This window comes from Flavobacterium algicola (genome assembly GCF_022399565.1).
GTDB lineage: Bacteria > Bacteroidota > Bacteroidia > Flavobacteriales > Flavobacteriaceae > Flavobacterium > Flavobacterium algicola.
Genome location: NZ_JAJTUT010000005.1, coordinates 66088 through 80439, shown reverse-complemented (window position 1 = coordinate 80439; position 14352 = coordinate 66088). Strand labels below are relative to the sequence as shown.

Below are 14352 nucleotides of genomic sequence, written 5' to 3'. Positions count from 1 at the left end.
ATATAAATAGGATAATGAAAATATTATACGATCATCAAATATTTACGCAGCAACAATATGGAGGTATATCTAGATATTTTTATGAATTGATTAAAAGATATGATAAAATAGAGGACAGCTGTAATGTTGCTACATTATTATCAAACAATGCATATTACAATCAAGGGACTAACCCAAAGTTAAAATCGTTTTTTCCTAAGAACCATTTTAAAGGTAAAGATCGCATAATTAAAACAATTAATCAAAAAGTAAGTAAGAGCTCAGTTAAAGCTGGTAATTTTGATGTACTTCATCCTACATATTATGATACTTATTTTTTAAATGAGGTAAAAAACAAACCTTTTGTAATTACTTTTTATGATATGATTCATGAGAAATTCGCGAATCAGTTTGAAGAATTAAGATTAGATACGAAGATGTTTGATAATAAAAGACGTCTTTTAGATAATGCAAGTAGAGTAATTGCAATTTCAGAAACAACTAAAAATGATTTAATTGATTTATTTGATGTTGACAGTAATAAAATAGATATTGTTTATTTGGGGAATTCCCTAGAAAACATTTCTTCTGCTTCAGGTTCTTCTAGGTTGGTTGATGAAGATTATATATTGTTTGTAGGTAACAGAGGTATTTATAAAAATTTTAATTTTTTTATTAAATCAATAGCTCCATTATTAATAGATAATAATTTAAAAGTAATTTGTGCAGGTGGAGGATCCTTTACTATTGAAGAACTCTTACTTTTTAAAGAGTTAAGACTAGAGAATTATGTAGTTTTTAAACCTATTTTTAGCGATGAAGTATTAAGTAATTATTATTCTCATGCGATATTTTTTTGTTTTCCTAGCTTATACGAGGGATTTGGTATTCCTGTATTAGAAAGTTTTGCTTGTGGATGTCCAGCTTTATTAAGTAGTGGAGGGTCATTGCCAGAGGTAGGTGGTGATGCTGCAATTTATTTTAATCCTACAAACCAAGAATCTTTATTTAAATTGGCTCAGAATTTGATAGTGGATGAAAATTTGAGAAATGTTTTAAAAAATAAAGGATATAATAGATTAAAATCTTTTTCATGGGACAAATCTTTTGCCGAACATCTAGATGTTTATAAAAAAGTTTTCTAAAATGATATTATTTTTCAAAAAAAACACACATAATTATGAGTTTAGAGAAACAAAGAACAGCAATAATTACTGGTATTACTGGTCAAGATGGGGCTTATCTCACCAAATTACTTTTTGATAAAGGATATTCTATTATAGGTGTAACTCGGAGTCATAACAAGGATAGTTTACTGAAATTAAAACAACTTAATATAGCAAGTAATGTTATAATTGAAGAGTGTGATTTGATTGATTTATCTAGTATTATTAAATTAATTGATAAATACAAACCAGACGAAATTTATAATTTAGCGGCACAAAGTTCTGTGGGAGTGTCATTTAAGCAACCTATTGGGACTATTAGTTTTAATATTATTTCCGTTTTAAATTTATTAGAGGCTATTCGAATTATCAAACCTACAATTCGTTTTTATCAAGCTTCTAGTAGTGAGATGTATGGTAAAGTTACTAACCTTCCCGTAACAATAAATACTCCCATGCATCCTTTAAGTCCTTATGCTATATCAAAGGCTTCTGCACATTGGATTGTAGTTAACTATAGAGAGTCCTACGGGCTACATGCTTGTAACGGTGTGCTCTTTAATCACGAATCTGTTTTAAGGGGTAATGATTTTTTTGTAAAAAAAGTGATTCATGAGACTGTAAAAAATCATAAAAATCCTGAATGGGTTCTAAAAGTAGGTAATATTGATATTAAAAGAGATTTTGGATATTCACCAAATTATGTTGAGGCTATGTGGTTAATGTTGCAGTCGGATGTTCCAGATGATTTTATCATTTGTTCAGGTAAGAGTATTTCGCTACGATCCATAATCGAATATACTTTTGCAAAACTAAATGTTTCCTTAGATAAACTAGTTATCGATACTGATTTCATGAGGCCTACCGATATTGAAGATATTTATGGTGACAATACACCCGCAAAAACAAAATTAAATTGGAACTACGATCTTGATTTTTATCAAGTGTTAGAAATTCTAATAAATGAAGAAATTCAATTCTTAGATCTTAAAAGTTTTTAATGTATATGAACCAAAGAGTAGAAGTGATTAGGAAGCCCGTCATTTCCATAATAACGGTATGTTACAATGCTGTTAATATAATTGAACAAACCATTTTAAATGTTATTGATCAAGATTTTAAGAGTTTTGAGTATATTGTAGTCGATGGAGGAAGCACTGATGGTACTATTGATATAATTGAAAAGTACCAAGATAATATTACTGTTTGGCTCTCAGAAAGAGATAAAGGTATTTATGACGCAATGAATAAGGGGTTAAAAATAGCAAAAGGAGAGTGGTGTTATTTTATGAATGCGGGTGATTATTTCTATGATTTAAATTTGTTAACTCAATTTGCTTCAAGGTGTAAAGAGTCTAAATATCCCATTATCGTCGGAAAGGTAGAGGTTTTTAATAATGACCAAACATCTTCCGGGTACTATCCATCATTTCAAGATGATATTGTAAATTATAATCCACGTTATTTATTTAATGCTCATTTATGTCATCAAGCTTTGTTTGTTAAAACAGAAAGTTATAGAGCTGTTGGTGGATTTGATTTAGACTACAAAGTTTTTTCTGATTTTAACACAATTATTTCTATTATTGAAGCTTCAGGAGGTCTTGACAAAGTTGACATCATTTTTTCAAAATACAACTTGGACGGTGTTTCTGCAGATTATAAAAATGCAATGAAACTATTTGTAGAATCAGAGCTGATTCTTAAAAAACACGGTGATAAGTCGTCACAGTTTATATATTATGTTCGTTTGATGCATATGTGTCTTTTCTATTTAAAAATGTCTATTCGTAATTATAAAAGATAAATGAATGTACCAATATTAACAGAAATTATTCCTGGTAATGTAATTTTTTTAGCATTTATTTTTAGCGTGTTTGTTCTCTGGTTTTTTAGAAAAATTAATTTTTTTCAAAATTATTTTGATCCCACTATAATGATGTTTTTTCAAATTATGTTTACATTTTGTGTGTTGGTTACTTTGGGATTAATCAGTTTTGGACACATTTTATCTTTCATGGCATTGATAGGAATTGTGATTTATATTGATAGGACAAAATTAAAAATGTATTCTAACGTCTTTATTAATGAAAAATTGTGGATAGAATTTACCTTTTTTCTATTCGTAATCGTTTTTTTGATGAATGTATATTTGATCAAAACAAAAGGATTTCTGCTTTTTCAGGACAATGTAGGAGCTGCTAAGCAAGATTTTTATCAGGGTGCGGGTATATTTAAAAGAATAAATCAAGTAGCGTTACCTCTTATTTCTTTATCGTCTTTTTATTATTGGTATGATAACAAAAAAATAAAATCAACTTTATATATATTGTTTTCAATGTTTTTGTTATTGACTTTGGGTTCAAAAGCAGCTTTAATCGAATTGTTATTTATTTTTGGGGTTTATTCTCGTTTTAAAAAGATTTCAATCAATTATGCAAAATTAATGCCTATAATGATTGTTTTATTCTTTAGCTCCTTATTCGCTTTCTTTTTAATTTTTGGTGATACATTTTTAGCTGATTTCGCTTATCGAATAATAGCCTTTAGTGACGGTCCCGTTTATTATTATTATGGTGAATTATCGCAATACATCAACTACCCAATTCTTTATATGTTTGATCAATTTTTTGTTGGTCTCAGGATTTTTTCAGATTTGCATTTTAGTTCCTTAGGACCATTGATCAACTCGCTGTATTTTAATTATGAAGATGCTTTGGTTGGACCTAATCCACAGATTTTTGTTGAGGCTGATGTTTTGGCAAAAAATTTTTATTTTTTTTATTACATTATAATTGGTTTTATCTTCATATTTCTCAGAAAATGCATGGCGACACCATTTTCGTTTCTATTAATGAATTTATTTATTACACCATTATTTGTAGATGTTCAATTTGCATTCTCTAATTTATTTTCACTAATTATTTTACTTTTTATTTTTATTTTTTACTTCTTGGTAAAAAAAATATTTCTATTTGGATATGAGAACTAAGGTCACAATTGTTTATTTTGGATTTAATAGTTTGTTTACTCACAAACGTGGAGTAGAAAATGTGATCCATTTTCAGTCGCTTGCCAGTCCATCTAGGGTGAACTACTATTTGCATTGGGACTCTAAAGTTCAAGTAAAGCGTTTTGAAAATTTAATTTGTATTGGGGTTAAGAAAGATATGTTTTGGTTTTTAACCTTAAATCTCATTTTGATCAGACTTAATAAAAACAACGGCAAACTTTTCATACACGCTCACAATAGTTTGATGGCTATAATGAGTATTTATAGGTCTAATCTTTTGACAGTTCATGATGGACTTTATTATTTAAAATCTGCTACAAAACAAAAATTCAGTAAATTATTTTGGTTAGTAGAGAAAATACTTTACTTAAGGTGTGATTATCTCCATTTTATTTCCGACTACTCAAAAAAAATGAGTCTCTATACCAAAGAAAACTTTGTAGTTATAGCCAATACGTCACATTTTGAATCATTTAAAAACAAACCATTTATTGAGGATTCAGATTCGAAAAAAAGTAATGAAGAGGTGGTTAAAGTTTTTGCTGTACGTAGTATGGAAGAGAGGGCATTAATTAATTTGATTATTGATGTAGCTGAAATATTGAAAAATTCAAAATTTGAATTTTGTATAGCAGGAAAGGGACCATTATTAGAATTTTATAAAAATGAAATAGAAAAGAGAAAATTGTCAAACATACATCTTTTAGGATATGTACCTGATGACGAACTCATACAATATTATAAACACTGTGATATAGTGATTGTTCCTGCTGCATATGGTGAAGGTTTTGGTCTGCCCATTATTGAGGGATATTTATTTGATAAAGTAGTAATTGCTTCAAAAGTGTGTGCTATTCCAGATGTCATTTGCTCACAGAATTTTCTTTTTGAAAATAATACTAAAAGTATTATCTCAAAGTTAAATGTTGCTACCCACGCTATTTACGGGCGGTACAAAGAATACTACGATAAAACTTTTTCAAATAAAATAATAGTTTCAAAAATGAAAGAGTTATATATCAAGCTACTAATTAATTAACTTACCATGAAGAAAAGGGTAGTAATATCTGCAATAAATCTCTTTGAAGGGGGAACTCTTTCTGTTCTTAAAGATTGTCTACTTTCTGTTGACCATAGTAGTGTGTTTGAAGGCTATGAATTTTTAGCATTAGTCCACAATAAGAAATTATTTGCTGGTTGTTCATATACTAGAGTGAAATTTGTGGAATTCCCAAAATCTAGAAAATCTTATGTTTTTCGTTTATATTACGAATATTTTTATTTTAAAAAATTTGCAAAAAAGAATAAAATCGATTTCTGGCTTTCAATGCATGATATGAGTCCTAATATTGGTACCATTCCACAGGCAGTATATTGTCATAATCCAACTCCATTTAATAAAATAGCTTCATTTAAAATATTATTGCAACCAACAGTTTTTTTCTTTACCCTTTTTTATTCTTATTTGTATAGGATTAACATCAAAAGAAATAAATATGTAATTGTACAGCAATTGTGGATTAAAGAGGCATTTATTAAGATGTTTAGATTAGAGTCTGCTAAAGTTATAGTTGCAAAACCACAAGAACCTAAATTAGCAAATAATTTTGTAATAAAAGAGCTTGCGTCAGTTGAAAAAGTTTTTGTTTTCCCTACTTTTCCACGTACTTTTAAAAATATTGAAGTGATTGGAGAGGCGACAAAAATTTTAAACGACAGTGGAATTACTAATTTTTCAGTGATTGTTACTGTAGACGGATCTGAAAATTCATATTCGAAACAAATTTGTAATAAATTTGAAGGGATTTATTCTATGAGATTTATTGGATTGCAATCTAGAGAAAAAATTATTGAGTGGTATGAAAGGTCAGATTGTTTGATTTTCCCCTCTAAACTAGAAACTTGGGGCTTGCCTATTAGCGAATACAAACAATTTAACAAGCCAATGCTAGTAGCTGACCTTCCATATGCGAGAGAAACGGTAGGTAATTATAATAAGGTAAAGTTTTTTGACGTAGAAAATTCAGAAATGTTATCAAATTACATGAAACAAATTATTTTTCAAAATTCAATTATTTTTGATAATACAAAATCTATAGTATATCCAAAGCCATACGCTGAAAATTGGGAAGAACTATTACAACTTCTATTGAACTAAAATTGGCTTTATTAGTATATTTTTGGTTCCGAAATCGCAACATTTACATTTGACTATTTGCTAATATTCATAAAGTTAAATGAGTAGTGAATAAAGTTCAAAATATTATATACAAATGATAGCCTGCGATATATTTAAACTTAATATTTATGAAGGTAAAAATAACATCTTGTATTGTTTTATATAAAAATGATTTACAGGTATTACAAGAAGCGATTGACTCCTTCTTAAACACGGAATTATTTGTGAGGTTATATTTGATTGATAATTCACCTACCGATGAATTACGAATATTAGAGAGCGATGCTAGGGTGAAGTATGTGCATAATCCGAGTAATCCAGGATTTGGAGCGTCACATAATATTGCAATTAAAGAGATTTATGATCTTAATCCAGACTATCATTTAGTTTTAAATCCTGATATATATTTTGAAAAAGGAACTTTAGAAAAGCTATGTCAATTCATGGATGCGAATGAAAGTATTGGTCATGTTATGCCAAAAGTAACCTATCCAAGTGGTGAATTTCAATATTTATGCAAAACTAATCCTAATTTTTTTGATTTATTTGCTAGAGGCTTTTTACCTGATTTTTTGAAGAAAAAGTTTCAAAAAAGAATGGATTCTTATGAATACAAAAATAAAGATTACAACAAAATAATGTATGACATACCTTATTTGTCAGGTTGCTTCATGTTTTTGAGAACTGAAGTGCTCAAGAAAGTTGGTTTTTTTGATGATAAGATTTTCATGTATCTGGAAGATGCTGATTTGACAAGACGATTTCTTGAAGTTTCAAAAACAGCGTATTACCCTGATGCTCATGTGTTTCATCATTTTGCAAAGATGACACATAAAGCTTTTAAATTTAAGTGGATTACAGTTCAAAGTGCATTTATCTATTTTAATAAGTGGGGCTGGTTAAAAAGTATATATTAGATGAATATTTTAGTAACAGGTGCAAATGGATTTTTAGGAAAATCAATTTTTGAAGAATATAGCAGTGAAAGTTTTGTATGTACTTTAGCAAGATCATCAGGTGATTATAGAATATGTTTAGAGAATGATACACCTGTTTTTGATCATAAATTTGATTTGGTTGTTCACGCTGCAGGTAAAGCACACTCTGTACCTAAGAGTGAGAGTCAGAAAAAAGAATTTTACGATATAAACGTAACCGGAACCCAAAATTTATTAACGGGTATTGAAAGAGTGGGTTTACCTAAAGAGTTTGTTTTTATTAGCTCAGTTGCAGTTTATGGTAAAAGTAAGGGGGTCAATATAGATGAAAAGACGGTGCTAAATGCAAAAGATGCCTATGGATTAAGTAAGATTGAAGCAGAGGTTCTTGTGTTAGATTGGTGTCAAAAAAATAATGTAGTAGGAACAATACTAAGGCTACCGTTGTTAATAGGTGAAAATCCTCCTGGAAATTTAGGTGCAATGATTAGAGCAATAAACAAAGGATATTATTTTGATATTGCTGGTGGTAAGGCAAAAAAAAGTATGGTACTTATTAGCGATGTTTCAAAATTTATTAAAACTGCTGCATCAATGGGAGGTATTTTTAATTTAACAGATGGTTACCATCCTTCTTTTAAAGAGATTAGTCATACCCTAGCCAACAATCATAATAAGCGGATGCCTTTTAATATGCCTTACTCAATAGCAAAAGTTTTGGGGCTATTGGGTGACATTTTAGGAGACCGTTTCCCCGTGAATTCAGATAAAATTAGTAAAATCACATCAGATCTAACATTTGATGATTCTAAAGCCAGAAAAGAAGTTGGTTGGGACCCACAACCCATTTTAGCATTTGTAAAAAATAAAAAGATTTAAGTTAAAATTAAATAAATTATAAAATATTTAAGAAAATGAAGGTAGCACTTATTACAGGGATAACGGGCCAAGACGGTTCATACTTAGCAGAATTATTATTAGAAAAAGGATATATGGTTCATGGTATTAAAAGGAGAGCTTCGTCTTTTAATACTCAACGTATAGATCACATATATCAAGATCTCCACGAAGATCATGTAAATTTAAAGTTGCATTATGGTGATTTAACAGATTCGACTAATATTATTCGAATTATTCAAGAAGTACAACCGGATGAAATTTATAATTTAGGAGCTATGAGTCATGTAAAAGTGTCATTTGATTCTCCTGAATATGTTGTAAATGTTGATGGTGTAGGAACACTTCGTATTTTAGAAGCCGTTCGTATATTAGGAATGGAGAAAAAAACACGAATATACCAAGCTTCTACTTCAGAGTTGTATGGTGGTCTTTCTGAAAATAAAAATGAAAAAGGGTTGTATGATGAGCATTCTCCTTTTTACCCTCGTTCACCTTATGGTGCCGCTAAGATTTATGGCTTTTGGATAACAAAAAATTACAGAGAAGCATATAACATGTTTGCTTGTAACGGGATATTATTTAATCATGAGTCACCTCGTCGTGGAGAAACGTTTGTAACGCGAAAAATTACAATGGCTACTGCAGCTATTGCATTGGGAGAACAAGATTGTTTGTATTTAGGTAACTTAAATTCACAACGTGATTGGGGTCATGCTAAAGATTATGTTGAGGCAATGTGGCGTATTCTACAGCAAGATGTGCCTGAAGATTATGTCATTGCAATGGGAGAAACGACCTATGTACGTGATTTTGTTACTATGGCGTTTGCAGAAGTAGGTATAGCACTTGAATTTAAAGGTGAAGGTGTGGATGAGAAAGGTTTTATTACTTCTTGCAGCAATCCTGAATTTCAGTTAGAAGTTGGTAAACAAGTAATTGCAATTGATCCAGAGTATTTCCGTCCAACAGAAGTAGATTTATTAATTGGCGATCCTACTAAATCTAAAACGAAATTGGGATGGGTACCTAAATATACTTTAAAAACAATGGTGGAAGAAATGGTAGAGTCAGATCTGGTTTATGTTCAAAAAGAAAGAATGTTAAAAGAGGTTCGTTCCAGTTTTAAAAAGTAATTTATTATCTGGATTGAAAGTCTAAATTTAGAAAAAATCAAGTCAATAGCTTATTCTAGTCAATTTTTTATAATGTTTTCTGTGGTTACTAAAGGCAAATTATAAGTTATCTGTCACTTTTATCGCCTTATATCATTTTGTAAATTAAATAAACACCATTATTAAAAAGATGAAACTTTATGAGTTGAAAACTATACTATACTGATTTTGTTATTTTGCAAATTCTGAAACATTTTTTTTTAATACCTATATCTTCTACCTTAAATGTAATGAATGAGTAACTAATAGCTAATTTTTCACGTAAGAAAGCAAATTCCATTGATTTTTAGATGCTGTAATATTAATTGGACTTGTTGCTAATCATAGCTGCAAGTCTAATTTAATTTTTGAAAACTTGTTTATTTAGAAGTAATTTAATTTATGGGTACTAATCAAGTACAGTTTAAAAAAAGTTTCTGTTTTAAATTGTTCCCTGATTTACATTAGCATATTTTATTAGGTAGAAGTAATAGTCTTTTAATTGATCTTTTATAATCAAAAAAATAGTCTTTGCCATCTCGTAGATAATGAAGATTATAGTCCATTTTATGAGCAATACAATATTTGTAGTTGTTTTTTAGTTATCAATAGTACTTTAAAAATGTAAAAAATCCAATTTAAACTTTAGAATGTTTGTTTCTCTGCATGCAATGAAACACTATGTTTTTATAGGTAAAAAATTGTGAGCAAGCTGTCAAATTTATGCAGACCAGCATCTATAATAAGTCTCATGTTCAAAATTTGAGTTTTTTATTTTATAATTTGAAAATGATGTTGGCTTGAACAATTTACTGGGACTAACAAGTAATGGAATCGATGCTTATTTTTCGATAATTGATTTTGCATTTGATATGTAGTCAAACCGAAGATTGTATCAGTGAGGTTTTTATTGATTTTTTCTGAGGTAATAGTATTGCTAGTAAATTGATAAATCTGTGTGAATTAAGAATAAAGGTGTGATCATAAGCTAAATAAACAGAACAATAAAAAGTATTTTATGTTTTGATACACGCAATCATAATGGCTTAAATTTAACTATAATTGCTAATTTAAATTGACAATGATTTTTTATATTTTATTTCTGCTATTAATTTCAATTTTAGCAGCTATTGCTCATTTTTATTCCGATAGCCGAAAAATAGCCGAAATTAGTATAGTTATTATACTTATTATCATTGCTGGTTTTAGAGATACAATTGGTGCCGATTATAACAGTTACGTCTATTGGTACTTACAGAAAGCAAGAGATTCCGATTTTGAGTTTGGTTTTTTGGCTGTGATGAAATTATTTCGACGGTTGCAGTTAACGCCAGAATTTCTTTTTTTCTTTTTTTCTTTTTTCACTATTCTGTTATTTTATCTGGGTTTTAAAAAGTTTACTACAAATATAGCAATTGCCTTGTTGTTTTTTGTCTTGATTCCGAGCTTGTTCCTTACCTCGTTTACACTTGTAAGGCAATCTTTAGCTGTCGCTATAGGATTCTACTCTTTTCATTTTTTATTGCAAAAGAGATATTTAGCATATTGTTTGTGGATGCTTTTAGGTATAGGGTTTCATAAGTCATTATTGATTCCCTCAGTATTGTTTGTATTGGTTTATAAATATGTCAATTACTTTAATATTAAGGTAATTTGTTGCATTCTTTTTGGTGCTTTTGCAATTGCCCAGTTAAATCTGATCAATATTTTCTCTGTGTTATTTGAGAATTCTAGGTATTCTTACTATTTTAAACATAATTTAAATGAGGTAAATACATATAAACTTATTTTACTGAATTTAGAGTGTATTTTAATTTTGTTTTATTTCGAAAAACTTAAAGGTAAATATTTACAGCATCATTATATCGTAGTTTTGTATTGTTTGTCAATTGCGCTTATTAACTTATTTTCTAAAAATTATGATATGTCTAGAATGGCTACTTATTTTAGGGTTTTTGAAGTTGTCATAATTGCAGATGTAATCTTTCTAGAATTTAAATTGAAAAGATTACTACTGTTATCAACGTTTTATATACTTTATTTTGGGGCATTCATAAATGGTATAAATACTGATTTTAATCGTTATCATGGGAAAGTTCCAACATTTATACCTTATAAAAACCTACTGCTCAAAAATGAATAATTACAATTTGACTGCAGCTGAAATAAAATTTTTTAATTGTACTATGTGTAATAAAATTTAAAATCATTGCTGTTAGTTAAATTGATTAACGTAGGGATGCTAAACTGAATGTGGTTCACATTATTATTATATTACATTATGCTGTAATCGAAATAGTCTATTAAGCTAAAATTTTACAAGTTCAGCTTAAAAGATTTATATAAAAAGTTAATATTATGAATATCTTTAAGTCTTGTAAACTGGCACAAAACCGCCGAAATTTAATTTTGACTTCAGGACAAGTAGTTAATATATATCAATCATAGTAATATGTTTTGAAACAAATTTTAGTAATAAGAAAAATGATCTATTTAATAGTTTTTGCGCTCTTACTAATTATGGAGCTTGTGTTTTTTAAAATAGCAGATAAATACAATATAATTGACAAACCAAACCATAGAAGTTCACACACCGAAATTACTTTAAGGGGTGGAGGAATAATCTATTGGTTTGCTGCGCTGTTATATTTTGTTCAAAATGTACAAGACAATTATCTTTTTTTTATAGGGATTACTATCGTGAGTGTCATTAGTTTTTGGGATGATATTCAAAGTCTGTCAAGTAAAATCAGATTCTTTTCGCACCTAGTCGCTATTTCATTCTTGTTTTGGAATTTAGATTTATATGCTATAGTACCTATATACGGAATATTATTGGCATATTTTTTCTTTGTGGGATCTATAAATGCCTATAATTTTATGGATGGCATCAACGGAATTACAGGACTGCAATCTATATCAATTTTAAGTGCGTTATGGTTTGTTAATAATTATGTTATCACGTATGCTGCCGACGAATTTATCCTCTATCCAATAATTGCATCAGTTGTATTTTTGATTTTTAATTTTAGAAAAAAAGCAAAATGTTTTGCAGGTGATATTGGTAGTATTGCAGTTGCATTTTGGATTTTATTTTTGATTTCAAATTTGATGATTGCATCCCAATCTATTCTCTGGATTATGTTATTAGCTGTCTATGGTGCCGAGACTGGGCTCACAATTTTGCATCGTATTTATTTAAAAGAAAAATTGTCAGAAGCGCACCGTTGGCATTTTTACCAGATTTTGTGCAATGAGTATAAGATTGATCACCGAATTGTTTCTTTGGGATACGCGCTATTACAAGCGATAGTGTCAATTCTTGTGATATGGAGTTATCAAAAAATTTCCGATTGGTTGATTATACTGATACTTTTTACTCCTTTGTTTTTACTATATAGTATCAAATTTTATTTATTGGATAAATTAGAAAATCAAATATGAGTACTAAAATCATAGAAGGAGCTAAATATAGTGACGACAGAGGTTCAGTGATTTTTGTAAATGACTTTAAATTTACAGATATCGAACGTTTTTATATCATTAAAAATTCTATAGAAAAACCAATCAGGGCGTGGCAAGGACACAAACTAGATAGTAAGAATTTTTTTTGTATTACTGGTTCTTTTAAAATTGCTTTTGTTAAAATAGATAATTGGGAAAATCCATCTGTAGATATTATTGTTGAGTCTGTTGTTGTAAAGGCTGATGAACCTCGAGTTCTGCATATTCCTGCTGGTTACGCCAACGCAATTGTTTCTTTAGAGGAGAATTCACAATTAATGTCATTTTCGACTTTGCCTTTGGATAGGGTAAAGGAAGACGATGTTAGATTTGACAGCAATACTTGGGCTATAAATGAATAAAAACAGAATTCATTTATCCACAGTACATCAAGGTGGTAGTGAGAGCAAATATATACAAGAGGCTTTACTTTCGAACTCATTGTCAACGGGTGGGAAAAATGTAGATGATTTTGAAAATACTGTTGCAGCTTACCTGGGTGAAGATGTTCACATTGCAGCATTAAGTTCTGGAACAGCGGCCATACATTTAGGTCTCAAATTGCTAGGAGTTGGCTTTGGTGATGAAGTTATTTGTCAAAGTTTGACCTTTTCGGCTTCGGCTAATCCGATATTGTATTTAGGAGCGACTCCAATCTTTATAGACAGCGAAGACATAACCTGGAATTTATGTCCAATAGCTTTACAAGCAGCAATTATTGATCGAATTGCTAAAGGGAAAAAACCTAAAGCAATCGTGGCAGTACATCTTTACGGTAGGCCCTATCAAATAGATTTAATTCATAAAATTGCTAATCATTATGAAATACCGGTTTTGGAAGATTGTGCAGAAGCCTTTGGCAGTTATTATAAAGGACAAGCGTGTGGTACTTTTGGAACGATTGGAGTTTTATCGTTTAATGGTAATAAAATAATTACCACATCGGGAGGAGGGGCATTAATTACAAAAAGAGCTGATGTAAAAACTAAAGCCATTTTCTATGCAACACAATCTAAGGACAGGGCATTATTTTACCAACATAGTGTAATAGGTTACAATTATCGAATGCCAAATATCTGTGCTGCAGTAGGCCAAGGTCAGATGGAAGTTTTGGACGAGCATATCAAGCTGCGAAGAGATAATCATGTTTTTTACACAGAGCTTTTTTCTGAGTTCGAATTTGTAACAGTACATAATGTTCCCAATGAAGATTATTCTCCTAATTGCTGGTTAAGTACGATTTTGGTTGATCCTGATAATAAACATAATGTTAGGAATGAAGATTTACGCGTGGCACTAGAAATAGAAAATATAGAATCTCGACTGCTATGGAAACCGATGCATTTGCAACCTTTGTTTGAGAATTGCGGATATTATGGCGGTAATGTAGCAGAAACGTTATTTAAAAACGGATTGTGTTTACCATCTAGTTCCAATTTGACTGAGCAAGATAAAATTAGAATAGCAGCTGTCGTTAGACGAGTTTGTTTAAAATAATAAAGTTATTAATTAATTTACAGAA

At 29.7% G+C, this 14352-nt stretch carries 13 protein-coding genes; all 13 read left to right on the top strand.

The window, feature by feature from the left end:
- The first annotated feature begins 14 nt into the window (after nt 1–14).
- The 13 genes from LXH21_RS15770 to LXH21_RS15710 all read left to right on the top strand — a co-directional run bounded on the left by LXH21_RS15770 (nt 15) and on the right by LXH21_RS15710 (nt 14327).
- Nucleotides 15–1124, top strand: a complete 1110-nt coding sequence (locus LXH21_RS15770) for a glycosyltransferase family 4 protein (protein ID WP_239868138.1) — start codon at nt 15–17, stop codon at nt 1122–1124.
- Nucleotides 1125–1159: 35 nt separating this feature from the next.
- Nucleotides 1160–2146, top strand: a complete 987-nt coding sequence (locus tag LXH21_RS15765) for a GDP-mannose 4,6-dehydratase (protein ID WP_239868136.1) — start codon at nt 1160–1162, stop codon at nt 2144–2146.
- A 5-nt stretch (nt 2147–2151) separates the two neighbouring features.
- Nucleotides 2152–2952 carry a glycosyltransferase family 2 protein gene (locus LXH21_RS15760; protein ID WP_239868132.1) on the top strand — a complete coding sequence of 267 codons (801 nt, stop codon included), beginning with the start codon at nt 2152–2154 and terminating at the stop codon, nt 2950–2952.
- A gap of 147 nt (nt 2953–3099) precedes the next feature.
- Nucleotides 3100–4137, top strand: a complete 1038-nt coding sequence (locus LXH21_RS15755) for a hypothetical protein (protein WP_239868129.1) — start codon at nt 3100–3102, stop codon at nt 4135–4137.
- A 31-nt stretch (nt 4138–4168) separates the two neighbouring features.
- Nucleotides 4169–5197, top strand: a complete 1029-nt coding sequence (locus tag LXH21_RS15750; RefSeq protein WP_239868126.1) for a glycosyltransferase — start codon at nt 4169–4171, stop codon at nt 5195–5197.
- A gap of 6 nt (nt 5198–5203) precedes the next feature.
- Nucleotides 5204–6316: a glycosyltransferase gene (locus tag LXH21_RS15745; protein ID WP_239868123.1), complete on the top strand. Its 1113-nt coding sequence runs from the start codon at nt 5204–5206 to the stop codon at nt 6314–6316.
- 149 nt (nt 6317–6465) lie between these two features.
- Nucleotides 6466–7254 (top strand): glycosyltransferase, encoded by a 789-nt coding sequence (locus LXH21_RS15740; RefSeq protein ID WP_239868120.1) that lies wholly within the window; start codon nt 6466–6468, stop codon nt 7252–7254.
- The gene (locus LXH21_RS15735) at nt 7255–8154 is read left to right on the top strand and encodes an NAD-dependent epimerase/dehydratase family protein (RefSeq protein ID WP_239868117.1); all 900 of its coding nucleotides are present in this window, start codon (nt 7255–7257) and stop codon (nt 8152–8154) included.
- Nucleotides 8155–8189: 35 nt separating this feature from the next.
- Nucleotides 8190–9308: a GDP-mannose 4,6-dehydratase gene (gene gmd / locus LXH21_RS15730; RefSeq protein WP_239868115.1), complete on the top strand. Its 1119-nt coding sequence runs from the start codon at nt 8190–8192 to the stop codon at nt 9306–9308.
- Nucleotides 9309–10407: 1099 nt separating this feature from the next.
- Nucleotides 10408–11469 carry an EpsG family protein gene (locus LXH21_RS15725; RefSeq protein WP_239868113.1) on the top strand — a complete coding sequence of 354 codons (1062 nt, stop codon included), beginning with the start codon at nt 10408–10410 and terminating at the stop codon, nt 11467–11469.
- Nucleotides 11470–11810: 341 nt separating this feature from the next.
- A complete protein-coding gene (locus tag LXH21_RS15720; protein ID WP_239868111.1) occupies nt 11811–12770 on the top strand; it encodes an MraY family glycosyltransferase in 960 nt (319 codons plus the stop codon).
- On the top strand, nt 12767–13192 hold the full coding sequence (locus tag LXH21_RS15715) for a cupin domain-containing protein (RefSeq protein ID WP_239868108.1): 426 nt from the start codon (nt 12767–12769) through the stop codon (nt 13190–13192). Before LXH21_RS15720 ends, LXH21_RS15715 begins: the two co-directional genes overlap by 4 nt.
- Entirely contained in the window at nt 13185–14327 is a 1143-nt protein-coding gene (locus LXH21_RS15710) for a DegT/DnrJ/EryC1/StrS family aminotransferase (protein ID WP_239868105.1), read from the top strand. Before LXH21_RS15715 ends, LXH21_RS15710 begins: the two co-directional genes overlap by 8 nt.
- Nucleotides 14328–14352 lie beyond the last annotated feature (25 nt).

Bases quoted from the DNA above. Each gene is read 5' to 3' on its own strand.
- LXH21_RS15770 (WP_239868138.1), top strand. From the start codon at position 15: ATGAAAATATTATACGATCATCAAATATTTACGCAGCAACAATATGGA.
- LXH21_RS15765 (WP_239868136.1), top strand. From the start codon at position 1,160: ATGAGTTTAGAGAAACAAAGAACAGCAATAATTACTGGTATTACTGGT.
- LXH21_RS15760 (WP_239868132.1), top strand. From the start codon at position 2,152: ATGAACCAAAGAGTAGAAGTGATTAGGAAGCCCGTCATTTCCATAATA.
- LXH21_RS15755 (WP_239868129.1), top strand. From the start codon at position 3,100: ATGTTTACATTTTGTGTGTTGGTTACTTTGGGATTAATCAGTTTTGGA.
- LXH21_RS15745 (WP_239868123.1), top strand. From the start codon at position 5,204: ATGAAGAAAAGGGTAGTAATATCTGCAATAAATCTCTTTGAAGGGGGA.
- LXH21_RS15740 (WP_239868120.1), top strand. From the start codon at position 6,466: ATGAAGGTAAAAATAACATCTTGTATTGTTTTATATAAAAATGATTTA.
- LXH21_RS15735 (WP_239868117.1), top strand. From the start codon at position 7,255: ATGAATATTTTAGTAACAGGTGCAAATGGATTTTTAGGAAAATCAATT.
- gmd (WP_239868115.1), top strand. From the start codon at position 8,190: ATGAAGGTAGCACTTATTACAGGGATAACGGGCCAAGACGGTTCATAC.
- LXH21_RS15725 (WP_239868113.1), top strand. From the start codon at position 10,408: ATGATTTTTTATATTTTATTTCTGCTATTAATTTCAATTTTAGCAGCT.
- LXH21_RS15720 (WP_239868111.1), top strand. From the start codon at position 11,811: ATGATCTATTTAATAGTTTTTGCGCTCTTACTAATTATGGAGCTTGTG.
- LXH21_RS15715 (WP_239868108.1), top strand. From the start codon at position 12,767: ATGAGTACTAAAATCATAGAAGGAGCTAAATATAGTGACGACAGAGGT.
- LXH21_RS15710 (WP_239868105.1), top strand. From the start codon at position 13,185: ATGAATAAAAACAGAATTCATTTATCCACAGTACATCAAGGTGGTAGT.